Origin of the sequence: Acinetobacter sp. YH12135, from assembly GCF_013418565.1 — a bacterium.
Lineage (GTDB): Bacteria > Pseudomonadota > Gammaproteobacteria > Pseudomonadales > Moraxellaceae > Acinetobacter > Acinetobacter towneri.
The window spans coordinates 84,785-111,072 of record NZ_VPBU01000007.1 but is presented as its reverse complement, the minus strand read 5'-3'; the positions used below and the strand labels follow the sequence as shown (position 1 = coordinate 111,072).

At 43.2% G+C, this 26,288-nt stretch carries 32 protein-coding genes; 8 read left to right on the top strand and 24 right to left on the bottom strand.

The genetic code is table 11. The features are described 5' to 3' along the window. Positions 1-39: 39 nt before the first annotated feature. From argA to ubiG, 8 genes are all read right to left on the bottom strand, one after another. Complete coding sequence (gene argA, locus FTU70_RS05980; protein ID WP_180060297.1) at positions 40-1,386, bottom strand: amino-acid N-acetyltransferase; 1,347 nt, start codon at positions 1,384-1,386, stop codon at positions 40-42. 143 nt (positions 1,387-1,529) lie between these two features. Further along, positions 1,530-1,913 (bottom strand): RcnB family protein, encoded by a 384-nt coding sequence (locus FTU70_RS05975; RefSeq protein WP_180060295.1) that lies wholly within the window; start codon positions 1,911-1,913, stop codon positions 1,530-1,532. 202 nt (positions 1,914-2,115) lie between these two features. Next, on the bottom strand, positions 2,116-2,505 hold the full coding sequence (locus FTU70_RS05970; RefSeq protein WP_004974052.1) for an RcnB family protein: 390 nt from the start codon (positions 2,503-2,505) through the stop codon (positions 2,116-2,118). A 246-nt stretch (positions 2,506-2,751) separates the two neighbouring features. Beyond that, on the bottom strand, positions 2,752-2,907 hold the full coding sequence (locus tag FTU70_RS05965) for a hypothetical protein (protein ID WP_179990216.1): 156 nt from the start codon (positions 2,905-2,907) through the stop codon (positions 2,752-2,754). A 129-nt stretch (positions 2,908-3,036) separates the two neighbouring features. Further along, the gene (locus FTU70_RS05960; protein ID WP_004974057.1) at positions 3,037-3,456 is read right to left on the bottom strand and encodes a hypothetical protein; all 420 of its coding nucleotides are present in this window, start codon (positions 3,454-3,456) and stop codon (positions 3,037-3,039) included. 207 nt (positions 3,457-3,663) lie between these two features. Beyond that, positions 3,664-4,410, bottom strand: a complete 747-nt coding sequence (locus FTU70_RS05955) for a YciK family oxidoreductase (protein ID WP_004974058.1) — start codon at positions 4,408-4,410, stop codon at positions 3,664-3,666. Positions 4,411-4,479: 69 nt separating this feature from the next. After that, the gene (locus FTU70_RS05950; RefSeq protein ID WP_004974060.1) at positions 4,480-5,181 is read right to left on the bottom strand and encodes an HAD family hydrolase; all 702 of its coding nucleotides are present in this window, start codon (positions 5,179-5,181) and stop codon (positions 4,480-4,482) included. Continuing rightward, on the bottom strand, positions 5,178-5,894 hold the full coding sequence (gene ubiG / locus FTU70_RS05945) for a bifunctional 2-polyprenyl-6-hydroxyphenol methylase/3-demethylubiquinol 3-O-methyltransferase UbiG (RefSeq protein WP_004974063.1): 717 nt from the start codon (positions 5,892-5,894) through the stop codon (positions 5,178-5,180). Before ubiG ends, FTU70_RS05950 begins: the two co-directional genes overlap by 4 nt. A 181-nt stretch (positions 5,895-6,075) precedes the next feature. On the opposite strand from ubiG, the gene FTU70_RS05940 reads away from it, so the two are divergent. Then, a complete protein-coding gene (locus tag FTU70_RS05940) occupies positions 6,076-6,696 on the top strand; it encodes a thiol:disulfide interchange protein DsbA/DsbL (protein WP_004974070.1) in 621 nt (206 codons plus the stop codon). 114 nt (positions 6,697-6,810) lie between these two features. On the opposite strand, the gene FTU70_RS05935 is transcribed toward FTU70_RS05940, so the two are convergent. Next, a complete protein-coding gene (locus tag FTU70_RS05935) occupies positions 6,811-7,467 on the bottom strand; it encodes a TetR family transcriptional regulator (RefSeq protein WP_004974072.1) in 657 nt (218 codons plus the stop codon). A gap of 203 nt (positions 7,468-7,670) precedes the next feature. On the opposite strand from FTU70_RS05935, the gene rph reads away from it, so the two are divergent. After that, the gene (rph, locus tag FTU70_RS05930; RefSeq protein ID WP_004974074.1) at positions 7,671-8,387 is read left to right on the top strand and encodes a ribonuclease PH; all 717 of its coding nucleotides are present in this window, start codon (positions 7,671-7,673) and stop codon (positions 8,385-8,387) included. A gap of 177 nt (positions 8,388-8,564) precedes the next feature. Next, positions 8,565-8,786, top strand: coding sequence for a hypothetical protein (locus FTU70_RS05925; RefSeq protein WP_179994338.1), 222 nt, complete (start codon positions 8,565-8,567; stop codon positions 8,784-8,786). A 106-nt stretch (positions 8,787-8,892) separates the two neighbouring features. Here FTU70_RS05925 and nadC read toward each other — a convergent pair whose 3' ends face one another. Continuing rightward, positions 8,893-9,738, bottom strand: a complete 846-nt coding sequence (nadC, locus tag FTU70_RS05920) for a carboxylating nicotinate-nucleotide diphosphorylase (protein WP_154320159.1) — start codon at positions 9,736-9,738, stop codon at positions 8,893-8,895. 177 nt (positions 9,739-9,915) lie between these two features. Here nadC and ampD point away from each other — a divergent pair, with 177 nt between their 5' ends. Next, positions 9,916-10,515, top strand: a complete 600-nt coding sequence (gene ampD / locus FTU70_RS05915) for a 1,6-anhydro-N-acetylmuramyl-L-alanine amidase AmpD (protein WP_180008549.1) — start codon at positions 9,916-9,918, stop codon at positions 10,513-10,515. 50 nt (positions 10,516-10,565) lie between these two features. Continuing rightward, entirely contained in the window at positions 10,566-12,116 is a 1,551-nt protein-coding gene (murJ, locus tag FTU70_RS05910; protein WP_171287394.1) for a murein biosynthesis integral membrane protein MurJ, read from the top strand. A gap of 77 nt (positions 12,117-12,193) precedes the next feature. Here the strand turns inward: murJ and FTU70_RS05905 are convergent, their stop codons facing one another. The 10 genes from FTU70_RS05905 to FTU70_RS05860 form a co-directional block, all read right to left on the bottom strand. After that, entirely contained in the window at positions 12,194-12,883 is a 690-nt protein-coding gene (locus tag FTU70_RS05905) for an FKBP-type peptidyl-prolyl cis-trans isomerase (protein WP_004974089.1), read from the bottom strand. A gap of 56 nt (positions 12,884-12,939) precedes the next feature. Next, positions 12,940-13,644 carry an FKBP-type peptidyl-prolyl cis-trans isomerase gene (locus FTU70_RS05900; protein ID WP_004974091.1) on the bottom strand — a complete coding sequence of 235 codons (705 nt, stop codon included), beginning with the start codon at positions 13,642-13,644 and terminating at the stop codon, positions 12,940-12,942. 238 nt (positions 13,645-13,882) lie between these two features. Continuing rightward, the gene (locus FTU70_RS05895; RefSeq protein ID WP_004974093.1) at positions 13,883-14,905 is read right to left on the bottom strand and encodes an NAD(P)-dependent alcohol dehydrogenase; all 1,023 of its coding nucleotides are present in this window, start codon (positions 14,903-14,905) and stop codon (positions 13,883-13,885) included. A gap of 94 nt (positions 14,906-14,999) precedes the next feature. Then, complete coding sequence (locus tag FTU70_RS05890; protein WP_104852759.1) at positions 15,000-15,563, bottom strand: DNA-3-methyladenine glycosylase I; 564 nt, start codon at positions 15,561-15,563, stop codon at positions 15,000-15,002. 52 nt (positions 15,564-15,615) lie between these two features. Continuing rightward, on the bottom strand, positions 15,616-15,861 hold the full coding sequence (locus tag FTU70_RS05885; protein WP_104852758.1) for a hypothetical protein: 246 nt from the start codon (positions 15,859-15,861) through the stop codon (positions 15,616-15,618). Positions 15,862-15,879: 18 nt separating this feature from the next. Beyond that, positions 15,880-16,419, bottom strand: a complete 540-nt coding sequence (locus FTU70_RS05880) for a M23 family metallopeptidase (RefSeq protein WP_131261236.1) — start codon at positions 16,417-16,419, stop codon at positions 15,880-15,882. 60 nt (positions 16,420-16,479) lie between these two features. Then, positions 16,480-17,514: an A/G-specific adenine glycosylase gene (mutY, locus tag FTU70_RS05875; RefSeq protein WP_131261235.1), complete on the bottom strand. Its 1,035-nt coding sequence runs from the start codon at positions 17,512-17,514 to the stop codon at positions 16,480-16,482. A 136-nt stretch (positions 17,515-17,650) separates the two neighbouring features. After that, a complete protein-coding gene (locus tag FTU70_RS05870; protein WP_070155794.1) occupies positions 17,651-18,013 on the bottom strand; it encodes an HIT family protein in 363 nt (120 codons plus the stop codon). A gap of 69 nt (positions 18,014-18,082) precedes the next feature. Further along, on the bottom strand, positions 18,083-18,823 hold the full coding sequence (locus FTU70_RS05865; RefSeq protein WP_136144130.1) for a dienelactone hydrolase family protein: 741 nt from the start codon (positions 18,821-18,823) through the stop codon (positions 18,083-18,085). Between the two features lie 207 nt (positions 18,824-19,030). Then, positions 19,031-19,189 carry a DUF1328 domain-containing protein gene (locus FTU70_RS05860; RefSeq protein WP_004974108.1) on the bottom strand — a complete coding sequence of 53 codons (159 nt, stop codon included), beginning with the start codon at positions 19,187-19,189 and terminating at the stop codon, positions 19,031-19,033. A gap of 191 nt (positions 19,190-19,380) precedes the next feature. Here FTU70_RS05860 and FTU70_RS05855 point away from each other — a divergent pair, with 191 nt between their 5' ends. Together FTU70_RS05855 and FTU70_RS05850 are read left to right on the top strand one after the other, a co-directional pair. Further along, the gene (locus tag FTU70_RS05855; RefSeq protein ID WP_026438343.1) at positions 19,381-19,833 is read left to right on the top strand and encodes a YcgN family cysteine cluster protein; all 453 of its coding nucleotides are present in this window, start codon (positions 19,381-19,383) and stop codon (positions 19,831-19,833) included. A 117-nt stretch (positions 19,834-19,950) separates the two neighbouring features. Beyond that, positions 19,951-21,219 (top strand): replication-associated recombination protein A, encoded by a 1,269-nt coding sequence (locus FTU70_RS05850; protein ID WP_004974112.1) that lies wholly within the window; start codon positions 19,951-19,953, stop codon positions 21,217-21,219. 114 nt (positions 21,220-21,333) lie between these two features. Here FTU70_RS05850 and FTU70_RS05845 read toward each other — a convergent pair whose 3' ends face one another. The 4 genes from FTU70_RS05845 to dapA form a co-directional block, all read right to left on the bottom strand. Then, positions 21,334-21,546: a cold-shock protein gene (locus FTU70_RS05845; protein WP_004974113.1), complete on the bottom strand. Its 213-nt coding sequence runs from the start codon at positions 21,544-21,546 to the stop codon at positions 21,334-21,336. Positions 21,547-21,905: 359 nt separating this feature from the next. Then, positions 21,906-22,625 (bottom strand): phosphoribosylaminoimidazolesuccinocarboxamide synthase, encoded by a 720-nt coding sequence (gene purC / locus FTU70_RS05840; protein WP_004974116.1) that lies wholly within the window; start codon positions 22,623-22,625, stop codon positions 21,906-21,908. Between the two features lie 36 nt (positions 22,626-22,661). After that, complete coding sequence (locus FTU70_RS05835) at positions 22,662-23,261, bottom strand: lipoprotein-34 precursor (NlpB) (RefSeq protein WP_179990751.1); 600 nt, start codon at positions 23,259-23,261, stop codon at positions 22,662-22,664. A gap of 14 nt (positions 23,262-23,275) precedes the next feature. Next, on the bottom strand, positions 23,276-24,175 hold the full coding sequence (gene dapA / locus FTU70_RS05830) for a 4-hydroxy-tetrahydrodipicolinate synthase (protein ID WP_131261232.1): 900 nt from the start codon (positions 24,173-24,175) through the stop codon (positions 23,276-23,278). Positions 24,176-25,010: 835 nt separating this feature from the next. Here dapA and mhpT point away from each other — a divergent pair. Next, complete coding sequence (gene mhpT / locus FTU70_RS05825) at positions 25,011-26,237, top strand: 3-(3-hydroxy-phenyl)propionate transporter MhpT (RefSeq protein WP_179988768.1); 1,227 nt, start codon at positions 25,011-25,013, stop codon at positions 26,235-26,237. Positions 26,238-26,288: the final 51 nt, after the last annotated feature.

Below are 26,288 nucleotides of genomic sequence, written 5' to 3'. Positions count from 1 at the left end.
TGGTTGTGCAGTATCATTCAACCTGTCAAAAAAACTCACTTAGAGCCGTTTTTTACACACAATTGAGTTGCGTTGATAGTTATATAAAGCCTGACGTGCATCGGGCAAATCATCGACACTGGCAGGAGCAAAGCCCTGTTCTAGAAACCAGTGTGCGGTGCGAGTGGTTAAAATAAATAATTGCTGAATGCCCATGGCTTTGGCTTTATCTTCTAAATAATCCAAAATTTGGCGGCCACGGTTGGATTTACGATAAGCAGGATGCACCGCGACACAGGCAATTTCGGCAGACTTGAGTTCATGAGCTGTGGTTGGAATTGGATACAGGGCGGCACAGGCGAGAATCATGCCGTCACGTTCAATCACTGCAAATTGTCCAATTTCATTTTCCAGACGCTCACGTGAACGATATACCAACACGCCTTCTTCTTCTAAAGGACGTAATAAACGAATCAAACCGCCTACATCCTGAATATTGGCCGTACGCACTTCTTCATAATGTGCATCACTCACCATCGTCCCTGAACCATCACGGGTAAACAGTTCTTCGAGTAAAGCACCATCGTAGGCATAGGAAATGAGATGTACCCGATGTACGCCGTTTAATGAGGCATCTTGGGCTGCATTTAAGTGTAAAGCCAATTCAGGATGATGTCGCTGAGCATCTTCAATATATGGATTTAAATGTTGCGGATGAACTTCACGTTGCAATTGACCTTCGGCATTCTGCAAACCGTGCTGCGCGCCTAAGAAAATCAGTTTGTCAGCTTTTAATTGAATGGCAGTTTTAGTTGCCACTTCTTCAGCCAACAAGTTAAACACTTCACCTGTGGTGGAATAACCTGTTGGACCGAGCAACACAATATTATGATTTTCTAAATGGCGTTGAATGGCATCGACATCTACAGTGCGGACTTCGCCAGTCAGTTGATAATCGACCCCATCACGAATGCCATACGGTTTGGCGGTGATAAAGTTACCCGACACCACATCAATCCGTGCGCCGTACATAGGGGAGTTCGCTAGCCCCATCGACAATAAGGCTTCAATTTGCAGGCGAATTGAACCGACAGCATTCATGACACACGATAAAGATTCACGAGTGGTGACACGACGTTGCAAATGAAACGGTGTATCAATTTGGCTGAATTTCAGATTTTGATTAATTTGTGGACGTGCGCCGTGGACCAAAATCAGACGAATTCCCAGCGAATGCAGCAGGGCAATATCGTGAATAATATGCTGAAAATTTTCATGCAGTACCGCTTCGCCATCGAACATGATCACGAAGGTTTTATTGCGATGGGCATTGATATAAGGCGCAGAATGTCGAAACCAATGCACATATTGTAAGGTTGTGCTGTGAGGGTTTTCTGCTGAAGTCATGCGCTGGCCTATTTCAATGATCGAGTGCTGTCTTTGATTCTAATCAAAAAATTCTGCAGCGGAAGACTAAATATAAAAAAACACCTGAATGGTGCTTCAGGTGTTGTGGAGAAATGCTATTTTTCAGCTCAGGCTGAACGGTTTTAGCCAATAATACGAATAATACGCTGGGTGCACTCATTAATCAGCACATAGTCACCGTTGACTTTATACCACTGCTGATAACGACCTGTGTTGGGTAAACGACGTGCTTCATGATCACTGACTTTGTAGCGGTTCGCATCATATCCGCGTGGGAGGTTTTGACCTACACGCCAGTCACGACTTGGATTCACGCGTTTTTGATCATAACGCTTTTGTTCCCACTGTGCATGATGACGTGGATTGTCCCAACGCTTGTCGTGATGTTTATAGGTGGCACTCGCTTGATGACGACGATCATCATAACGATGGTCGGGTGCTGCCATAGCCGATGTTGCCATGATTGCGCTTAAAGACAGTGCTAAGGTGCTGAGTAATTTTTTCATGCGACTTACCTTCAGTTTTAAATATGGGGTAGATGTGTCCAAATTAGTCAAATACTCAAGATAAATGATGGTGGAAATTGAGGTGAATTGTGAATTTTATGGAGAAAACAAGGAGAGCCTGAGCGGACTATCGCTCTATAAAAAAAGCCCAAAGTGAGCTTTGGGCTATGTATTTAGATATTGTGTATGTACAACAGTAGGTCTATAAACCTGCGATACGCAAAATCTGGTGATTTTCGACATCGACCAAAATGTAGTCTTGGTTGATTTTATACCATTGTTGTTTGCGTTCAGGGCGGGGCAAGTTATGTTCCTGATAATCGACTTTATAACCATTGCCACGATAATGCTGCGGCATGACATAACCCGTTTGCCATTTATGTTGCTGTAGACGTTTTACACCACGTTCTTCACGCATGCGGCGTTTGTCTTGCATACGCTCTTCAGCATCGGCACGAAATTCACGTTTATTTTGTGCTTGGTGACGAGGATGGTCAGCTGAGTCTCGATCAAATTGAGGAGCGGCAGTTGCAAAATTGCTGCTTAGTAAAGCACTGAAAGACATTGCCAGAACTGTCAAAATCTTTTTCATGTAAACCCCTCATTCTCTCATCTTGATATCACAGTTCATACTTTAACCATTAAATGCAGAGAAACTGTGAAGAAAGCACATGAATTTTTTAAATACGCTCTGCAGGATGCGGCATGGTATTGATTCTATTATGCGACAAAATACGAAATTTAGTAGCTATCGCTCAGAAAATAGGGGTGGGATGATTTTTCTTGTGCTAAGGAAAGGATGAGACATCACCATAGCAGCGTACTGCTATGGTCTGCTTTAGTTCCAATGTTCAGTTAAGCCTTGTAAAGATTGCACAGCGATGGCAACACATTCGGCTGTTTCACGATCATCCAAAGCCACAATTAAATGCTGACCTAATTGCAAGCTTTTAATACTTTGAATCACGGCAGTTTTACGTTGAATATCAGTCATCACAATTTACCTAATGCTTGTTGTGGAGATACATCAAGCATAGGTGATGTATATTGATTTGGAAAACCGTATAATTTTATAAAAACAATCCAATAAAACGATTATTGCCACCGTTGCCATGAGTTTTGCTTAATAGGCGTAGTTTAAATCGGTGTAGTCGGTCAATGATTTTTGAATATGTGCATTGATAAATTCGCGTACATCTTCAGTACTCATTGGTGCGCCTTGCTTGCTAATCACGTGTTCAATTTCAGGTTGCCCTTCAATTTTAATACGATAAACAAAGTTTTTAACCACTTTGTAGGCATCGTCCAGTTTTTCAATGCCTGTGACATAGTGGTAAGCATGTTCAAAATTAAGGTCGGTATGTGAAAATACAAACTGATCAAACAGTTTGATTTTCTGACCGTTGTCGAGTGCCTGAATGTCATCTACGATGCTGGCTTCAAACTTCATGCCATATTTTTCAGAAATAGGCTGACCATCAATCAGTAAAGACACCATACCATCTTCAAGTGGTGTCACGGTGATGTTGTTTAATTCAGTCATGTTGCTCTCTGCATCGTTGAGGTTGAATTGAGATGTGGAAGCATGGTAATCAGGCTTTGCATTGCCAAAAATAGGCAGGATAGAAACCTGAAAATGCTTGTGCGATGCCATTTTACCGCAAATCAATGTGCAAAAATTGGCAATATGCTAGGTTAAGTCCATAAAAAAGGAAGCAAGCGCTTCCTTTCTTCGGATCAAACGACAGAACTAATCCTGTGCATCAATACTTTGACCATTCATGTGCAAGCTGTCATCGCCCATTAAATATAAATAGGCAGGCATGATGGCATCGGGTGTAGGTAAAGTTTTTGGATCTTCATCAGGATAGGCTTTGGCACGCATGGCAGTGCGGGTTGCACCCGGGTTAATGCAGTTGTAGCGAATATTTGGATGCACCTGTTCTTTGGCAAATAACTGGCTCACCGCTTCAATTGCAATTTTAGACACCGAATAAGCACCCCAGCGTTCACGTGCTTCACGACCTACACCTGAACTGGCAAACACGACTGAAGCATGTTCCGATTTTGCCAAAAGTGGTAATAATTCCTGAGTGAGTACAAATGGCGCACGTAAATTCACTGCCATGACGTCATCCCAAACATCGGCAGGGTAATTTGCCAACTCAGTCCGTTCGCCTAAAATGCCTGCATTATGCAAAATACCATCCAAACGTCCGAATTGTTTGTCTAGGGTATCGACCAGTAATTCATAATCTCGTGGTGAAGCACTTGAAAGCTGCAGCGGCAAAATAGCAGGTTGTGGTGCGCCTAAACTTTCGATTTCATCATAAATCACTTCAAGTTTATTTAAGGTACGACCATGCAGCACTACGGTTGCTCCGTGTAGCGCATAACTGAGGGCAGCCGCTCGTCCAATACCATCACCCGCACCTGTGATCAGGATAATACGATCTTTGAGAAGATCGGGGCGAGGTTGATATTCTGAGTATTTCATGGGCATCCCTCCTGTTCATTTCTTATTGCTTATGGGTTGAGTTTCATGTCATCGCTTTACAGGACTGATTCAAGCATTGGCACTGCTGTTTTGCGTTGCAGCTTGCAGCACCAATTTGTCTAAAACCGTATGTAATTCAGTCACTGAATCCACTATACAATCTGCTTGCCATGCTGTTAAGTCATCTTTGTGTTGCAAGGGTAAATAACCGTATGCTGCCAAAATGGTATACATATTGGCGTTACGACCTGCATCGATATCACGTGGATGATCGCCCACATAAATACAATGTTCTGGGGCAATTTCAATCTGTTTGGCCGCCAAATACATAGGTTCTGGGTCTGGCTTGGTACGGCTAACATCTTCAGGGCAGACCAAAACTGCACAGCGTTCAGTTAAATTCAGTGCTTTGAGCAGTGCTTCGCTGAGCCAGCGCGGTTTATTGGTGACAATACCCCACGGAATTTGACGCTGTTCCAACGCATCAAGCAGTGGATACATGCCTTCAAACAGATCAGTTTCGACTGCAATATCTGCACCGTACAGGTCTAAAAAGCGTTGTCGATGGGCCAAAAATACAGGGTCATCTACCTCAAGTTCTGGATAGACCAATTTGACCATCGCCCGCGCACCTTCAGATACCTGTGTGCGAATGGCGTCTGCTGCCACAATCTCACAGCCTTTATCGCGGCACATATCTTGAATGATGCGAATAAAATCTGCAGCGGTATCAATTAAGGTGCCATCGAGGTCAAATAAAACCGCCTTCATTCTGTTGCCTCATTGACCGTGTAGACCATGTAGTTCACATCAACATTAGGTGCCAACCAATAGCGTTTAGTCAGTGGGTTGTAGTGTAAACCCGTCATATCTTTAAGTTTTAAACCCGCTTGGCGAATGTCGTGTGCCAATTCAGACGGTTTAATAAATTTATGATAATCGTGTGTGCCTTTGGCTAACATGCGCAGCACGTATTCTGCCCCAATAATGGCAAATAGGTATGATTTAGGGTTGCGGTTAATGGTCGAGAAAAATACATGACCGCCCGGCTTGACCAGTTTTTGGCAGGCTTGAATAATCGAGGCCGGATCAGGTACGTGCTCTAACATTTCCATGCAAGTCACCACATCGTATTGACCAGCTTGCTCATCTACCAATTGCTCAACAGGAATTTGGCGATATTCAATATTGTGTACGCCTTCTTGTTCTGCATGCAGGCGTGCCACGTTTAAAGGTGCTTCGCCCATATCAATTCCAAGCACATTGGCACCGCGACGAGCCATGCTTTCTGCCAAAATACCACCACCACAGCCGACGTCTAGCACTTTCTTGCCTGCCAAGCCGCCTGCGTGCTCATCAATCCAGTTTAAGCGCAGTGGATTAATCATGTGCAGGGGACGGAACTCGGAATGCTGATCCCACCATATGGCTGCAAATGCTTCAAATTTGGCAATTTCTTGTGGATCAACATTCAAATGCGACATGGGTGCCACCTCAATTGGGTCGTGATAATTGGAAAAATAGATATAAACCCTAGTGTAGCGTTAATTCTAAAAAAAGCGATAAAAGCTGTAAAAAAGTTCACAGAAGGAAAACGAAATCAGCATAATTGATTTATAGTGTTGCCATACACTAAACAGAATGATTTAGAGGATTATAAACGCAATGAAAAAATTCCTTTTAGGTAGTTTGGCAACTGCCATCTTTGCTATTTCTGGTAGCACTATGGCGGCAAATTTTGTAGCAGGTAAAGATTATAGCGTTGTCGCCAACCCGGGTAAGGTTGATGTACCGGGTAAAATTGAAGTGCGTGAGTTCTTTTGGTATGGCTGTGGTCACTGCTTTACTTTAGAACCATATATGCAAACATGGTTACGCCAGTTACCTAAAGATGTGAATTTTGTGCGTACTCCTGCAGCCATGAATCCTGTTTGGGAAATGAATGCACGTGGTTATTATGTGTCTGAAGCTTTGGGTGTGCGCAAGAAAACTCACTTGCCACTTTTCCATGCCATTCATGACAAAGGTCAGCAAATTTTTGACCAACAATCACAAGCTAAATTCTTTGTGAAATATGGTGTACCTGAAGCGAAATTTAACAGCATGTTTAACTCGTTTGCGATCACCTCTAAAATTTCACAAGCTAAACAATTGGCGCGTCAGTACCAATTGACAGGTGTACCTGCGGTGGTGGTGAATGGTAAATATATCGTTCAAGGCGATAACGGCAAAGTGATTCAAGTAGTGAACTACTTGGTTGATCAAGAGCGTAAAGCTAAGAAATAAGCAGATGCAATAACAAGATGATGCAAGGCTGAATCAGCAGCGCATCGCTAAAAACCGCAATGATTGCAACGTCATTGCGGTTTTTTTAATGCAGGTTAAAAGTGTGTTGTATGTTTAATCTGCGACAGGCTGCGGACGTTGCCAGTGGCAAATGCCACGAAATAATAAATGTACTTGAGTAATGGTTTGTTGAATAAAACGCTGCTGTTGTTCAGGTAATTTTTCGGCTTCAAATTGGCGTTCTAAACCAATCCAGCTCATTGCCCAATTTAACGATAAATTAATTAAAATATTGGCCAGAATGTGAAAATCTTCAGCATGCTGAAAATGTTGTACGCTTTCGACCCGTTGTAAATCATTAGCTAAATCTTCAATTAAAAAATCAATTTCACGGGCGATGGCTTGCCGTAAAATGGTCGAACCGCCCCAGCGTTCGGCAATTAAAAAAATCCATTGTTGTGGATGTTGATCGACAGATTTAAAAAATAGGGTCAATGCCTTTTCGGTCTGTGCATCGGGTTGGTATAAATAAGCTTGTCCCAACTGATACAAAATACCTTTAATGTGCAAGGCAACTTGATCGACCAAATCTAGCCCCAACTCATCCATATCTTGAAAATGCCGATAAAATGCGGTGGGCACCAGTCCAATCTGTCGTGAAATTTCTCTTAAGCTAATGCTGCTAAATGCACGTCCTGCGCTGCTGAGTTGCAGCACTGCATCCATAATTGCCTGACGACTTTGTTGTTTTCGTTCTTCCCGAATCGACATTGTATTTCCTGATTCTGCCAGTGCCGCGCAGTCTAACAAAAACCTGTGTTTCACGATAATACTAAAAGATGAATGAAGCCACTTTGTAAAATACAGGCAAAATTTACCGAAACAGCACACGTCAAGCTTTGGAAAAGCGACCTGCGCTGTGGCATCTGTTATACTTGCGGGCAATTTATTTGAGCCAAAAATAAGGACACATTATGCGTATTGACCAACGAGCTTTAGATCAATTACGTGAGGTAAAAATTACCCGTAACTATACTCGCTATGCTGAAGGTTCAGTGTTGGTAGAGTTTGGTCATACCAAAGTTTTGTGTACCGCAAGTATTGATAACTCTGTACCGCGCTTTTTAAAAGGGCAGGGACAAGGTTGGGTAACTGCAGAATATGGCATGTTGCCACGTTCAACTCATACCCGTAGTGACCGTGAAGCGGCGCGTGGTAAACAAAGCGGACGTACACAGGAAATTCAGCGCTTAATTGGTCGTAGCTTGCGTGCCATGGTCGATTTGAAGAAACTGGGTGAAAACACCATTACCATTGACTGTGATGTGATTCAGGCCGATGGCGGTACCCGTACTGCAGCCATTACAGGTGCAGCAGTGGCATTGATTGATGCTATGAATGTGTTGCTGGAAAAGAAAAAAATTAAGCATGACCCATTAAAGGGTTTGGTGGCTGCAATTTCTGTGGGCATGTACCAAGACCAAGTGTTATTGGATTTGTGCTATGAAGAAGATTCAAATTGCCAAACTGATTTAAACGTGGTGATGACACAAGCAGGTGAATTTATTGAAATTCAGGGTACTGCTGAAGATAAGCCGTTTAATCGTGTGCAATGTAATGCCATGTTGGAAATGGCAGAAAAAGGTATTCAGGAATTGGTAAAAAAACAGCAGCAAGCTTTAGGTTGGTAAGCTAAGCTTTTTGATGTTTTTCTGCTGTTTAAGAGCGCATCTTCGGATGCGTTTTTTTATGGATGAGATTTAGATTGCGATAGGAAGCGTGAAGCAAAAAGCTACAATATTGCAGGATGCGTTCTTTTAAGATGGAAAACTGTATGCAAAGAGCCTGAATGAAAAGAGGAGGAAAGCATGAAACTATTGATTATTTTAATGTCTGCCATGATGTTGTTTTTAACTGCATGTGATTCACGTACTGAGCGTGAAAATGAAGACAATCGTAGTGTACTCGGTCAAGCTTCTGACAACGACAACGACAACGACAACGACAACGACAACGACAACGACAACGACAACGACAACGACAACGACAACGACAACGACAACGACAACGACAACAAGGACGATGATTAAATTCAAAATTGAGGCATAAAAAAAGGAGGCTCATTTGCCTCCTTAAAATCAATTTTTGGAAAAAATTAAGGGTGCAGATTGCACCCTTAATTTTAAAAGTAATCGTTTACGCATTAAAACGCATTGATAAATCCACAGCTTTGACATCTTTGGTTAAAACACCCATCGAAATATAATCTACGCCTGTACTAGCCACTTCACGTAAATTTTCAATGGTGATGTTGCCCGACGCTTCAAGTTTGCAACGACCTGCCACATGCTTGACCGCATCAATCATTTGTTGCTGGCTAAAGTTATCCAACATCACAATATCAGCTTTGGCTTCAAGGGCTTGATTTAGTTCATCCCAAGTTTCCACTTCAACTTCTACAGGTTTGCCCGGAGCAATGGCATGTGCTTTGGCAATTGCCTGAGTAATGCCGCCTGCTGCCATAATGTGATTTTCTTTAATCAAAAAGGCATCAAATAAGCCTAAACGATGGTTTTGTCCACCACCGACCGTGACAGCATATTTTTGTGCAATGCGTAAACCTGGTAAGGTTTTACGGGTATCTAGCAGTTTGGTATTTAAGCCTTCAAGTTGTTGCACATAGGCTGCGGTTTTAGTCGCAACAGCAGACAGGGTTTGCACAAAATTCAGCGCAGGGCGTTCTACCGTTAACAGGCTGCGTGCAGAACCTGCCAATTTCAAAAAGGCTTCATTGGCAGCAACGTGGTCGCCATCATTTTTTAACCACGTGACTTGCACATTGGAATCGTATGCTTGAATCAGGGCATTTACCCACGGTTGACCTGCCAAAATCATGTCTTCACGGCTAATAATGGTGGCAGTGGCCTGCTCATCTTCAGGGGTCAATAATGCGGTAATATCACCATCGCCAATATCTTCTTGCAAGGCTTGCTGAATATTGATTTGGATGGATTGTTCAAGCAAAGCTGGAGAGATGCTCATAAGATTTTCCGTGTCGATCTTGCCCATGAAAATTGCGCGTTATATTAACACTGTTCTGCGCCTGGATGTGTTTTTTAGCCACGTTCGGGTGTAATTTAAGATGTTCATTGTCACGCGTTGGCATTAAACTGAAATTTGTGTTCTAGTTTTCTATTCTAATGGTTTGGGGATTGCCTTATGCAGCATGTGCCGTCGTTTCAGGTGGTTGAGGGTCAATTACAAGGGGCAAGACAAATCCCATCTCCGAATTTCAACGCCCGTCCGACAGACCAAGAGATTCAATTGCTGGTCATTCACAATATTAGTTTGCCGCCGTCACAATTTGGTGGCGGTTATATTGAGCAATTTTTTCAGAACCAAATGGATTGGTCGCAGCATCCTTACTTTCAGACCATTCAGGGCCTGCAGGTTTCGGCACATTTGTTGATTTTAAGAACAGGCGAGGTGCTGCAATTTGTTAATTTTGCAGATCGGGCGTGGCATGCGGGGCGTTCTAGTTATTTGGCACAGCCTGAATGTAATGACTATTCAATTGGGATTGAATTAGAGGGCAGTGATGACTTGCCTTTTGAAACAGCGCAATATCAGAGTTTGGTGCAGGTGGTACACAGTTTGCAGCAGGCCTATCCGAGTATTCAACAGCATATTGCAGGACATTCCGATATTGCACCGGGACGTAAAACTGATCCGGGGCCGTATTTTGACTGGCAGTATTTTCGTGAACAGTTATCTCAACTTAAAGCTTCGACATCACAGGAAAAATTGATCAATCAATAACAAAACTTTGTTGATGCTTTGATTACAATAGCGACTAAATTTTTAATTGGGTGGTAACGATGGCGCTTTGGCGATCGACCTTTATTGTCAGTGCAATGACCATGCTGTCACGGGTGCTAGGATTAGTCCGCGATGTGGTATTGCTGAATGTGTTTGGTGCAGGTAAAGATTTCGATACCTTTGTGGTGGCGTTTCGTATCCCCAACTTTTTCAGGCGACTGTTTGCCGAAGGGGCGTTTTCGCAGGCATTTATTCCTGTATTGACCGAATATAAAACCAGCCGCACTCATGCCGAAGTACAAATTTTAATTAGTCGGGTTTTTGGCTGTTTAATGACGGTAATGACAGGGCTAACCTTTACCGCCATGGTGGCTGCGCCTGCGGTGATGTATATCTACGCACCGGGTTTCCATAGCGACCCTGAAAAGTTTGCGCTAGCCACCGATATGTTCCGCCTGACCATTCCTTATTTGTTGTTTATGTCGCTGACGGCATTTGCCAGCAGTATTTTGAACAGCTATGGCTCATTTACCACGCCTGCCTTTGCGCCTGTATTGCTGAATGTGGCGATGATTGCAGGTGCATTATGGCTCACACCGTACATGGCAGAGCCGATTATGGCACTGGGTTGGGCGGTGATTATCGCGGGTGCTTTACAACTTGCGATTCAAATTCCAGAACTATGGCGTAAAAAGCTGCTGATTCCCCCTAAAGTTGATTTCAAGCATGAAGGGGTGGATCGGATTATGAAGCTGATGCTGCCTGCTTTATTTGGGGTATCGGTCACGCAAATTAACCTGCTACTCAACACCATTTGGGCATCTTTTATGCAGGATGGTTCGGTGTCGTGGTTGTATAGTGCGGAACGTATGACAGAGCTACCTTTGGGCTTAATTGGTGTAGCGATTGGGACGGTCATTTTACCGTCACTGTCTGCGCGTCATGCAGAACAAAATATGGATAAATTCCGCGGCATGATGGACTGGGCTGCACGGGTGATTATTTTGGTAGGTGTCCCTGCCAGTATTGCACTGTTTATGTTATCAACGCCTATTATCCAAGCCTTGTTTGAGCGTGGTCAGTTTAGTTTTAAAGATACGCAAATGACCGCTTTGGCCTTGCAATGTATGAGTGCAGGGGTGATTTCATTCATGCTGATTAAAGTCTTTGCACCGGGTTTTTATGCACAGCAAGACACCAAAACACCAGTACGTGTGGGTTTAATGGCTGTGGCTGCCAATGCGATTTTAAACGTGGTGTTTATTGGCTTCTTTAAACTGATTGACTGGCAAGCTGAACACATGGCATTGGCACTGGCATCATCAGGTTCGGCTTTGGTGAATGCAGGCATGTTGTATTTCTATTTGCATCAACGCAAGATTTTCCGTTTTGGTGCGCACTGGAAAAAACTCATGGTGCAGTTTGCAGTGGCAAATGCCGTGATGATTGCTGCGTTGTGGTATGCCTTAACTTGGTATAACGGTGATGTATCACAATGGATGCGTGTGGCAGAAGTCACTGCGCTGTGTGTGGTGGGCGTAGTGGCCTATGGGGTTGGATTGTTGGCAACGGGTTTTAGACCACGTCATTTAAAACCTTAATGAAGCGAAGTTGATCTGAAAAAATACCGCAATTTAAATTGCGGTATTTTTTTGTTTAAAGATGATGCGGCTTTGGATTATTTTACAATTTCTAAAAGTTCCACATCAAAAATAAGCGTGCTGTTTGGCTCAATTGCATCGCCTGAGCCAATTTGACCGTAGGCTAGAGCAGCAGGAATAAAGAAGCGATATTTGGCACCAACTTTCATGAGTTGTAAGCCTTCAGTCCAACCTTGAATGACTTGGCTGACCTGAAATTCTGCAGCTTGATCGCGGGCGATAGAACTGTCAAATACCGTACCATCAATTAAACGACCTTCATAATGGACTTTAACGGTAGAGGTGGCTTTGGGTGATTTGCCAGTACCTGCCTGTAAGACTTGATATTGCAAGCCAGACTTGGTGACTTTGACCCCTGCCTTTTTGGCATTATTGTTTAAAAAGGCTTGCCCAATTTTAGCATTGCTATCGGCTACTTTTTTAAGCTCAATCAGTTGTTTGGCTTCGGCTTGCTTTTTGAATTGAGTCAGCACTCGTGCCATTTCTTCATCGCTTAAACTGGCGGCTTGGTCTTGTGTTGCCATTTTTAAGCCAGCAATGAAGGCTTCGAGATCAATATCTTTTAAGGTTTCCGCATTGCTGCGCCCCATTAAATAACCAAAGCTATAACCGACCTGATCTGCAACAGGACTTTTATTGGTCACGGTTTTGGCAAAACTGCCACTGCTGAGCAGTGCGATACACACAAGGGCAAGGTGTTTTTTCATTCTTTTCGTCCTAAGACCATACAGGAGAGCCAAGCTCTCCTGAAAGGGTGATGTTGTTATTTCACTTCAATCAGTTCAACATCAAAAATTAAGGTGCTGTTGGCAGGAATCATGCCTGGTACACCTTGTTCGCCGTAGCCCAGTTTCGATGGAATATACAGCGTAGCTTTACCGCCTTCCTTCATGAGCTGTAAACCTTCAGTCCAGCCCGGAATGACTTGATTCAGTGGGAATTCAATTGGCTCACCACGTTGTACCGAGCTGTCAAATACTTTGCCATCGACCAGTTTACCCGTGTAGTGCACTTTGACCACAGAGCTTGCCGTTGGCTGTTTGCCTGTGCCTTCTTTAATCACTTGATATTGCAAGCCAGAAGCTGTGGTTTGTACGCCTGCTTTTTTGCCATTTTCAGTTAAGAATGAATCACTGGCTGTTTGTGCAGCTTGCGCTTGAGTGGCTTGTTTTTGTTGCAACTCTTGCTGGAATTGCTCATAGGCTTTTTGTAATTCTTCTTCGGTGTAGGCAGGTTGTTTACGCGCATGACCTTCACGCACACCTGTTACAAAGCTGTTGATGTCTAGCTCTGGTGGGGTTTGATGTGCCACTTCATAACCCAAAGCGTAGCTGATTTTTTCAACCGCAGAAGCATTTGCCGACGCTTTAGAGGTCGCCACTGCTGGGTTTTGAGAGGCATAATAAACAGGAACAAGTGCAGCACCGCCTAAAATTACAGCAACAGCGATGGGTAAGGCTTTACTCATAGGTTTTCTCAAATTCATTTTATAGTTAAAAAAGCAGCATTCATCTTAGCAGACTTTTTCACAGACTTTTCTAGTTTGGCACGTGGCTTTGCAGCCTGTGTCGATTCAACTTTTTAATATATGCTGCTTACGCAGTTTATTCTATAACAGACTGAATATCTAAAACATTTTTTATACATAAATCTTGCCCATCTGAGATGAGCAAGACCGTTAAATTGGGCAAGATTTAACTTAAAAATCAGTCAAAGTCGGCCTTTAACACCACCCGATAGCGTGCCTTGCCCTGATGCAAATGTTCAATTGCCTGATTGATTTGTGACATCGGAAAAACTTCCACCTGTGGGGCAATCTGTTTGCGTGCGGCAAATTGTAGTAATTGACGCAGCGCTGCAGGCGAACCTGTCGATGAACCAGTAACCGATTTTGCACCGCCAATTAAGCTGCCCGCCTTAATTTGCATGGGTTCTAGCGCTACACCTAGCATGTGAATAGTGCCATGTGGTGCAAGCGTACTTAAATAAGCATTCCAGTCCAAGCTTACGTTTACCGTACTTAAAATCAGGTCAAACTTGCCACGCTGGGTTTTAAGGGCAGCAGCATCACGGCTGTTCACTACATGGTCTGCACCCATAGCCAGTAATTCTGCGGTTTTGTCTGGATTGGAACTGAACGCCGTAATTTCACAGCCCCATGCTTTTAATAATTTGATGGCGATATGCCCCAAGCCACCAATACCAATCACCGCAACATGATGTACTGCCTGAATTTGATGTTTCAAGATCGGATCAAATACGGTAATTCCACCACAGAGCAAAGGCCCTGCACTGACAGGATCGACCTCATCGGGTAATGGAATTACCCATTGCCAACCTGCACGGACTTTATCGGCAAAACCACCTGCATGTCCCACAATGGTTGCGGTAGTGCCATTGCTGCACAGCACTTGTTCGCCTGCAATACAGGCATCGCAGTGTTGGCAACTGTCTGCAGTCCAGCCAATGCCTACACGTTGCCCCACGGTTAAACCTTTGGCTTCACTGCCCAATTGAGTAATCGTGCCAATAATTTCATGTCCTGCCACCACAGGATATACTGAGGAATGCCAGTCATTTTGAATGACTGAAAGATCGGAATGGCATAAGCCACAATATTCGACTTTGACTTCTACCTGATGCGCCTGCAGTTCACCCGCATCAAATTGATAGGCTTGCAGGGCTTCACCTGCCTGCATTGCGGCATAGGCTCGAATGGTATTACTCATATTGCACCGTCCTTGTCATAAGGCTGACTGTATTGATTGGTGATCTTGCTATTATGGGTTGAGCAGTTTTGAATACTAAAGCTTGGATGTTGCTTTAAGATGTTGTTTTAAAGTGACAGTGATTTTCATGATCATCGACCATGCCTACAGCTTGCATAAAAGCATAGCAGGTGGTCGGGCCTACAAATTTAAAACCATTTTTCTTTAAGGCTTTCGACATGGCAACACTAGCGTCGGTTTGTGCAGGCGCAAGACGATAGTCAGGTACATCATTCCTAATAGGTTGCTGTGCAACAAAACCCCAAAGCCATGTCACGACGTTTATATCGGCGTCTTTTAGTTTTTGCCATGCACGTGCGTTGTCACGAATTGCTTGTAATTTACCTCGATGTCGAATCAATCCAGCATCTTGTAATTTGAGCGCAATATCATCATCACTGAAGGCGGCAATTTCAGCAATGCTGTATTGAAAAAAATGCTGACGATACGCTTCACGTTTTTTTAATACAGTAATCCAAGACAAGCCTGCTTGCTGTCCCTCTAAACACAGCATTTCAAATAAATGCACTTCGGCAAATACAGCTTGTCCCCACTCTAAATCATGATAGGCAATATAGAGCGGATCATCGGAACACCAACCACAGCGTTGTATCGTCATGGGTCATGCTCCTTGTTGAATAGATAGCTGAATAGATGTGAATGGGACGGACTTAAAGCTGAAATGCTGCCCATTGGTCATGTTGGTTATCCCAATAATATAGTTCTGCCTGTTGCAGATCGTGAAAGGAAATCCAGTTGTCTTTACCAACTTTATCTGAATAACCTGTGCTGATGAGCAGGGCATCTTCAGTAATTTCCATGACCCAGCCTTGATGGACTTGTCCTGCCAATACAATTTTTTGTTGATTGCCAGATTCTGCAAATTCCACCAATCGATTTATCAAGGCTTCAGACATGAAATGTTCCTAACAAAATTAACGTAAATAAGGATAAGGATTGACCGCACCGCGTCCTTTACCATTTAAATAAAGTCCGTAATGCAAATGTGCGGCAGTGTGTCGGGCGTTGCCTGTATTGCCGACATAGCCAATATGCGTTCCTGCCTTGACATAATCGCCCACGTTTAAACCGCGTTTATGTCCATCCAAGTGTGCATAGTAATGCCAAGTGCCTGCAGGCCCTAATATCCAAATTACTTTACCACCTAAGCGATTATCGCGTAAGTCTGCAATTAAACCTTCTGTAGCGCTATACACTTTGCTGCCTTTGGCGGCAAGAATATCAATGCCTTCATGCAAACGTCCGCTACTACGAGATGCACCCCAAGTGTCATTCAACTGATGCGCTTTAATGCCCTGCACAGGAATGGGCAAGCGAGTTTTTAAACTCATTTGATTGAGTTTTTGCACCAAGGCAGGCGGGAGTGGGGTACTAGGACGTTTCGGTGCAGAACTACAGGCCGCAATCAATAAGGTAAAGAGTGACAGGCTTAAAACAGCAATCCATCGAAACATAAGACATCCTTGTAATGGCAGTGAAAGCAAAGATTTCATTCATCACGATGCTTGACTATGTCACAGATTGATTGCCGAGATCAATTTTTTCATGGCCGTCGGAATGCCCAAATCGCTGGCTTGTTGCGGACTATACCAATCTGCATTCAGTTCTATTGCCAAGTGTTCTTGTAGATCAGCATCGACCTGAAAACACAGTGCTTCAAGCTGCCAAGTGAAATGGGTAAAGCTATGTGAAATCTGTGCGCGTTGCTGTACCTGTTTAAGGCTCAAGCTTTGACACAGTTGCTCAAAAGCCTGTGCATCTTCAATGACAGGCAAACACCATAGTCCACCCCAAAGTCCTGTATTGGGACGTTGTTGCCATAACCACTGATCTGCGCATTGCAGTACTAAGACCTGTGCAGATTTAACGGGTACGGCTTTTTTCGGTTTTTTAAAGGGCAATTCCTGCTCTAAACCTTGTTGATGTGCTTTGCAGTGTTGTTGCATTGGGCAATATAAGCACAGTGGTTTTTTGGGGGTACAAATGGTGGCGCCCAAATCCATAATAGCCTGCGTATAGTCGTGATTACGCACTTCGGGGCAGAGCTGTTCTGCCAGTTGCCACATGGCACGTTCATGTACAGGTTTGGATAAATCATCTTCAATAGCAAAAAAACGTGCTAAAACCCGTTTGACGTTGCCATCCATAATGACGCCGTATTGGCGTAAACCCAGCGACATCATGGCACCACCCGTAGAGCGACCAATGCCCGGCAAAGCCATCCACTGTTCGAGCGTACTTGGAAAATGTCCTTGCTGTGCCACAATGGCTGCGGCTTTATGCAAGTTGCGGGCGCGGGCGTAATAGCCTAAACCTGCCCAATACGGTGCAACTTCATCCCAAGTTGCACGTCCTAAATCTTGCACTGTCGGAAAGCGCTGCAAAAAACGCTCAAAATATTGCAATACGGTTTTGACCTGAGTTTGTTGCAGCATGATTTCAGACACCCACACCGCATAGGGATCATCGGCGACTTGCCACGGCAGGTCATGGCGTCCGTGTTGATCGAACCACGTGAGGAGAGCATCGGAAAATGAAAAAGCAGTCATGCGAACCCAGTTTGTAAAGTAGCGGCTTAGTATAGCCAAACTGGCGTGGGAATTACGTGCATAAAAAAAGAAGATGAGCGTGCATCTTCTTCTTTAGGTTTGGTTTCACTTGGTTTGGGATAAAACGAGTCGTGGTTTAAATTTGACCGCTCATACCCCAACGGTTATCCAATTTTAAGGTCTGACCTTCATAGCGTGGAATAATGTGGATGTGTAAATGCTCAGATTTAGCATCAAACACATCGCCATCATTAAAACCCACATGGAAACCTGCAGGTTGATGACGCAATTGCAACTCATTGCGCGCCAATTCTAATAAAGACAATAAACTTTTACGTTCTTTGTCTGTAATGTCAAAAAAAGAGCCGACGTGACGTAGCGGAATGATCACGCAATGTCCTTTAGACAGGGCATTGGGTTCAGGCAAAATTACCCCAAATTCATTTTTTGCCAAAACATCATAATCATCAAAATTGCAATAAGGGCATTGCTCAGTCATTGTTATATCCTCTTCTTTAAAATTTTCTTGGCTTGCGTTGAGTATATGCTGCGTAATGTGAACAGCAGATTAATCTGCTAAACGACGATCCAACACTTCATACATGGCAGCTAAACCTTGTTGCTCTGCCGATGCGTTATAGCCTAAATCGACCCCATTGGCTTTGGCACGTTCATCAGCTTGAGGGTTACTAAAGCCGTGTTTGGCATCTTCAAAAATAATCACTTCATGCTCTACTTGAGCCGCGTGCATTTCTTCACGGAAACTTGCGACGTCGTCTAAAGTCACCATGCTGTCCAGTTCACCATGCAACACCAAAATCTCGGCTTGTACCTGACCTTGTTGTGCAGGGGCTTTCGGGCTGAGGTTGGCGTGGAAGGTCACCACTGCTTTTAATGCTGCGCCAGAACGAGCCAAATCCAGAACGACTTTGCCGCCATAACAGAAACCAATTGCAGCGAGTTTATCGCGATTTACTTCAGGTTGGGCAGCTAAAGTGTCCAAAGCTGCAGACGCACGAGTCACAATTGTGTCAGCATCTGCAAAAGTTTGCATCATCCATTCATTGGCTTGGGCTGCGGTGGTGGTGACTTTTTTATCGCCATACATATCAATCGCTAAGGCTGCAAAACCATGTTCAGCCAATTCACGCGCGCGTTGTTCGGTGTATTCGTTACGTCCCCACCATTCAGGTGCGACAATCACCCCCGCGACAGCTTGTGCTGTTTCTGGTGCAGCAAAATAACCGATCAGTTTGCTGCCATCTGCAGCCGTATATTCAATTTCGCGAGTTTTGATTGCTAAAGCCATGCCTTATTCCTTATCGTTTTCAATGCCATGATTAAAGCATAATAATATGGCACGCATTTTTAAAAACAGGGTAAATACTGCCTATAAATGTGAGAAAATATTTTTAAAATAGCCAAATTGGCATTTGTTGCGTAAAAAGCGGACATAAAAAAAGAAGGAAAAATCCTTCTTTTTTATCTGATTTTTAGGAATTTATAGACGAGGTCACTAGATTTTTCCGCGAGAGAGGAAACCAACAATTGCCAAAATCACAGCAATCACCAATAAAATAATGGCAAAGTCTTTGGATAAACCTGCGACACCACCAAAACCAAGTAAACTCGCGATTAACGCAATCACTGCGAAGATTATAGCCCAACGAAACATAATTGTTCTCCATGTGTTTTTATAGCTTCTGAATTTAGTATAGGGAGCTGAACGCAGCACACTGTTTTGTTTTTGTGTATTAAATGTTCAGTTGTTTGAGTTAAGTGTTTGATTCATTTAAAGACTAAACAAAAGCAACAAGTTGAAACAAGGCTGTTATAATGACGCAGTTTTGTTATTTTCTGTGCGCTATGTCTGATCAATTACGACCTGAATTTTGGAAAAACTATCCGCTGAATGCCTTAAATACTGCGGAATGGGAAGCCTTGTGCGATGGTTGCGGTTTATGCTGTTTGGTCAAACTAGAAGATGAAGACACGCAAGAAGTGGCCTATACCAAAGTGGCGTGCAAGTTACTGGACTGTAACACAGCACGTTGTTCAGATTATGCCAATCGCTTTGACTTTGTGCCCGATTGCATTCAACTTTCCCCCGAAAAACTAGAAAAAATTCACTGGTTGCCGCCAAGTTGTGCCTATCGTCGTTTAAAACAGGGCAAAAATTTGCCATCTTGGCATTACTTAAATACGGGCTCACGCCAAAGTGTGATTAAAGCCAAAAAATCTGCGGCAGGGCGTTGTATTTCAGAACTGGATGTTGCAGAAGAAGATATAGAAGATTATGTGGTGCGTTGGGTGCGTTAATTCATACTGCAGAATAAACTTTGAATCGTGTTTTAGCGATAAATCGGTACGATTAGAAATACTCCAAAGCTTGAGATCATAGTAGACTAGGTTGAAGTCAAGTATAGAAATAACAAGATGTCAGAGAGTCATATTCCACTGCCTGAGCGTTTGCGTCCACGCGATTTATCGCAAATTATTGGTCAAGATCATCTTTTAGGTGAGCAAGCGCCGTTACGCCAAATGATTGATCAGGGGCATTTGCCTTCAATTATTTTCTGGGGGCCACCAGGGGTGGGGAAAACCACCATCGCTTTGCTGTTGGCGCAGGCGGTAGATCGTCCTTTTATCAGCCTTTCTGCCTTGAATACTGGGGTCAAAGAGCTGCGTGAAATTATTGCCGAAGGCGGCGATTTGCTCACACCAGTGGTGTTTATTGATGAAATTCATCGCTTTAATAAGTCGCAGCAAGATGCCTTATTAAATGCGGTGGAAAAGGGCAAAATCACCTTAATTGGTGCGACCACTGAAAATCCATCTTTTGAAGTCAATAGTGCGCTGCTTTCACGTTGTCAGGTCTATACCTTAAAGGCTTTAGATGCCGATTCGATTCAGACTTTGCTTACTCAAGCCATTCAGCAAGATCAATTCTTAAAAGACCGTTATATTCAGATTGAAGAATTTGATGCTCTGATTCAGTTTGCTGCAGGTGATGCACGCAAGGCTTTAAACCTACTGGACTTGGTGGCAAGCACCTTTGAACCCGAGGTGGAAAATATCATCACCAACGCGATTGTGGTCAAGGTTGCGCAACAAAACATTGCCCGTTATGACAAGTCAGGCGAGCAACATTATGATTTGGTATCGGCTTTTATTAAGTCAATTCGTGGCAGTGACCCCGATGCTGCATTGTATTGGATGGCGCGCATGCTCAAAGGCGGTGAAGACCCGAGCTTTATTGCGCGTCGCATGTTGATTGCTGCTTCGGAAGATATTGGCAATTCAAATCCGAATGCCTTGTTATTGGCAGGCGAGTGTTTCCGCTCGGTACAAGTGCTGGGTATGCCCGAAGCGCGGATTATTTTAGGACAATGTGCAGTATATTTGGCAACCAGTGCCAAAAGTAACAGTACTTATTTGGCAATTAATAAAGCCATGGATTTGGCTGAAAAAACCGCCAACTTACCTGTGCCACTGCATTTGCGTAATGCACCGACCAAACTGATGAAAGAACAAGGCTATGGCGTAGATTATTTGTATCCGCACAATTACCCAGAGCATTTTGTGCTACAGGACTATTTGCCGCCTGAACTGAAAGGCACAAAGTTGTATGAGTCGGCACGTAATAAACGTGAAGTGGAAGGTGAGCGTTTACAACAACGTCGTTGGCAGCAGACTCAATCCTAAGCGATTTGGTATAGCTGAAAAGATATTTGTAAAAGTATTGGCATAAAAAAAGCTCAAGAATCAACTTGAGCTTTTTTAGATTTGTTTGCAGCCTTGAGTGCTGCATTCAAAGGTTTAAAGCGGTTTGATGTTTACAGCATTCGGGCCTTTTTGACCTTGCGCAATGCTGAATTCAACTTGCTGACCTTCGTGTAAAGTCTTGAAGCCTGAGTGTGCGATTTCGCTGAAATGCGCAAACACATCTGGACCAGATTCTGGTTGAATAAAACCAAAACCTTTAGTTTCGTTAAACCACTTTACCGTGCCTTTCATTGTCGGATTTGACATAGGGAAATATCCTGCTGAATTTTAATATGTTGCAATCTAAAAAAGATTTGGAATAACTGGGAAAAAGATGCGACTTAAAATCTGAACAAACGAAGGATTACAAAATAAAACTACGGACTTAGACGATTAAAACGAACTTCATATTTTTCTAGTATGACAACAAGCATACACGGAATTGCAGAATACACAATTTAAATTCAGATAAATTTAAAAATAGGCAGACAGACTGGGCATTGTGGATGGGGCGATTTTTTCAAAGATTTGGTTTGTAAACCCTGTTTGGTCTACAGCAAAATACAAAAAACCGAGCAATGTTGCTCGGTTTTGGGAATTCAGCTTTTAAAATTGAAAAGCTTGAATTAGATATTGTCTAAGTCGATGCCTAAACGTGCAGCAACTTCTTCATAAGCTTCAACCACACCGCCTAAACCTTGACGGAAACGGTCTTTGTCGAGTTTCTTCTTGGTGTCTTTGTCCCATAAACGGCAACCGTCTGGAGAGAACTCATCACCCAACACAATACGGTCGTGGAATACACCAAACTCAAGTTTGAAGTCGACCAAAATCATGTTACCTGCATCAAACAATGCTTTTAATACATCGTTGACTTGGTAAGTTAATTCTTTCATTTTTGCCAATTGTTCAGCATTGGCCCAACCTAAAGCAATCGCTTGAGATTCGTTTACCATTGGGTCGCCAAGAGCGTCATCTTTAAAGAACAATTCAAATGTAGGTGGGGTCAGTTCTTTACCTTCTTCTACACCTAAACGACGGCAGAGTGAACCTGCAGCGTAGTTACGAATAACGCACTCTACAGGAATCATGTCTAACTTTTTCACCAATACTTCGTTTGGTGTAAGTAGTTTTTCAAAGTGAGTTTCGATACCCGCTTCAGCCAATTTTTCCATGATAAAGGCGTTAAAACGGTTGTTCACCTTACCTTTACGATCTAGTTGTTCGATTTTTTCGCCATTGAACGCAGAGGCATCATCACGAAAGACTAAAATCAGGTGGTCTGCACTGTCTGTGGTATAAACAGATTTTGCTTTACCAGTATAGAGCAAGGTTTGTTTTAACATGAGGGAACCTTTTTCAAAAAAAAATGCCTAGTACGGCTAGGCTGGCCAATTTTGGTAAATCTGGGCCAACAGATCTGCAGCTTTTTCTTGATCTGCAAAGCTGTTATCGGCATTGAATACAGCTAGGTTGTTGCTCGAACCGACAGAGGTCAATCTTAAGACATAAATCTGTTGATCGACCTTAATGGTTGCCTCGTAACGGTTCTTACTTTGACCAACAATGCTGTAATTCAGACTGCTGAGGGTGGCAAGTGTGTATTGCCAAATTGTAGCAGAATTTCCATCAATTTTGAGCAACGGATTTTGGTTTCCGTCAACTACGGGTTGAGGACGTCCAATTTGCGTACTGTCTTGAACTGTGTTGCTGCTGGCTTGCATGGCTTCAGGACGTGGCATCGCAAAACGGTTGCCACGTGCATTTTCAAGCTTAGGTGCATTTGCCGTTGCTAAAGGGTCAACGCTTGGTGCAGGATACAACGGTGTTGCAGGTCGAACCACAGAACCTTCTGGATATTGAAGTGGTGCTAAAGTAGCGGCGTCTTTATAGTCCAATGAACCATTATTGATGGCAAGAGAACTACAACCAGCCAAACTCAATACTGAAAGTGCGGCGATCAAACCAAAACGTAATTGCATCATACTAAGCTCTTTTATTGAATGACACCCGCAGCCTGAAGGGCTTCGCGTAACGGTGCACGATATTGTTCTGCAAGCGGAGTTAATGGCAGGCGAATTCCTGTACCAATTAATCCCATTTCATGAAGTGCCCATTTCACAGGAATTGGGTTCGATTCACAAAATAGAATATTGTGTAAATTTGCAATCGCACTGTTTTGTTGCTCTGCACCTGCAGCATCACCTGCGATTGCAGCCGCGCAAACTTGGCTCATGGCTTTTGGTGCAACATTGGCAGTTACAGAAATATTGCCTTTTGCACCGTGCAGCATCAATTGATATGCCGTAGCGTCATCGCCTGAATACACCACCATGTTTTTGCCTGTTAAGCCAGCCAATAATTGCTGACCACGTGGCACATCGCCCGTTGCATCTTTTACGCCCACAATATTTGGGATGTCTGCAAGACGGATGACCGTTTCATTTGACATATCTACACCAGTACGACCCGGTACATTATATAAAATGATAGGTAAATCAACTGCTTCTGCAATTGCTTTATAGTGCTGGTATAAACCTTCCTGAGTTGGCTTATTATAATAAGGCGTTACCAATAAGGCCGCATCTGCGCCCAATTGTTGTGCTTCTTTGGTCAGTTCGATGGCTTCATGCGTTGAGTTTGCACCAGTACCAGCAATGACAGGAATACGCTTATTTGCGACGCGAATAATTTCTGCGATCACTTTGGTGTGCTCTTCCATACTTAAGGTCGATGCTTCACCAGTTGTACCTACAGCAACAATACTGTTGGTACCTTGTTCTATGTGCCACTCAACGAGCTTCTCGAGACCTTTCCAATCTACGCTGCCATCTTCTAACATTGGGGTGACAATTGCGACAATTGAGCCTTGAATGGTCTGTGCTTGCTGAGTCATTTTTTAAAAAGATCCTATTTTTCCATCCACAGAGGTGTAGAAAAGGTAGATGTGGATGGTTGCAGTATTTTGATTTGGGTCAAAATTCAATCAAATTGATTAAATAATGCTTAGCCAAATTATGACTGATTCAGTGTGTCAGAACAATATGCTTTCGTCAAAGCAATCATAAACTTTGTTTAATTTAGTATTTTAGGATCAGCAGCTTGTTGTTCAAAATAAAAAAATAATAACCATCTCCTTTGTACCCAAATTTTCATTGGTATGGCGCAACGGTATCAGCGTTTTTTTAGCCACATGAGCAAGAACAAAGCGCTGCTTTGTTTGCTGCGCAAGGGGGCGAGCATATTTTTTGCTGCTATTGCGTTATGTGCCAGTCATTTAGAATGACTAAATTTCCTGTCTCATGCCTTATATCAGCTAAAAAATATGTATCGCCGCAAACATAGACAAATTGTCAACAGACCCTAGATATTTATATAAAAAAACGCTCAATTCAGAGCTTATAGCTCTTATATCTGAGTGTTTTAATCGGGATATTTTGATTTTTGATTCTTAAGAATAATAGCTTTTAAGTCTACCTATGTTGTCGCTGACTTCTTAAATGGTGAGAAATCTTGCGCTGAATTTACTGCTTTAAGCGGGAAAATAGCGTGTAATTTGCCAGATTTATTGTTTTTTTCGCTATGTTTTTTTCTACATGCTGCGCAACACGTTTGCGCTGATCTGAAAAAATTCACTTTGGTCTAACACTTATTGATAGCTATTGCTGCAGTTTAAAACTGCGCAAGATGCAGGCTTTCACATGGCTATCTAATTCTAGTAGAGGGACCCAATGGATAGATCAACACAACATAGCGATCCGCGGCATGCGGTTATTACCGTCGCGATCTGCTTTTTAATTGCAGTGATTGAAGGTCTGGATATTCAGGCAGCAGGTATTGCTGCGGCAGGTATCCGTGAGCATTTTGGTTTAGACAGCTCGCAGCTTGGGGTATTTTTTAGTGCGGGTATTTTAGGTTTATTGCCAGGTGCTTTGGTTGGCGGACGTTTTGCAGACCGTATTGGTCGTAAAAAAGTATTAATCTGGTCTACAGCAGTCTTTGCTTTATTTACCTTATGTACGGTGTGGGTGAATAGCTTTGAAAGCCTATTGGCGGTGCGCTTCTTGGCAGGTGCGGGTTTAGGGGCAGCCATGCCAATTTTAATTACTTTGGCATCTGAAGCTGTTTCGCCACAAAACCGTGGTCGTGCTGTGGGCTTGATGTATTGTGGTATGCCTGTGGGTGCAGCCATTTTATCTTTAATTGCCAGTACAGATTTTGGCTCAAACTGGAAAAACATTTTCTATTTGGGTGGTTTGCTGCCATTTATTGTCATTCCATTGATGATGTGGTTATTGCCAGAATCACGTGAATTCTTAAAAGCACAAGCGGCAGGTAAAGATGTCACAGCACAAAATGCTGCGCCAAAAGCATCTTTTAAAGATTTGTTTAATTCACAAAACTTATTGCGTACCTTATTTATTTGGGTGAGTTACTTCTTTACCTTGATGGTGGTTTACATCATGTTGAGCTGGTTACCATCTTTATTTATGGAATTAGGTTTCTCGCGTAAAGAAGGCAGTACTGCACAGTTCTATTTCATGGTGAGTGCGACAGTCGGTACTGTAATTTTGGGTATGCTGACCGACCGTTGGAAAAAAGCCTACGTGATTTTATTGATGTATGGTGGTATTTTGGCAGGTTTATTTGCTCTAAATGCAGCGGGTTCACTCATGCAAATGTATATGGCTTCAGCTTTGGTCGGTGCTTTTGTGATTGGCTGTCAGGGCGTGTTATATGCTTTTGGTAGTATTGTCTACCCAACCGAAGTACGTGGTACTGGGGTCGGTGTTGCCTCTGCTGTTGGTCGTGTAGGCGCAATGCTTGGCCCTGCTATTGCAGGTCAGTTGTTGGCAGCAGGCTTTGGTGCGGCTGGGGTTATTTCAGCAGCCATTCCATGTATTATTATTTCAGCCATTTTCATGTTGTTATTGGTACGTCGTATTCAAACTGTTTAAAAGGATGAGAACAGTTGAAAGACCAAATAGCCTGCACCTGCAGGCTATTTT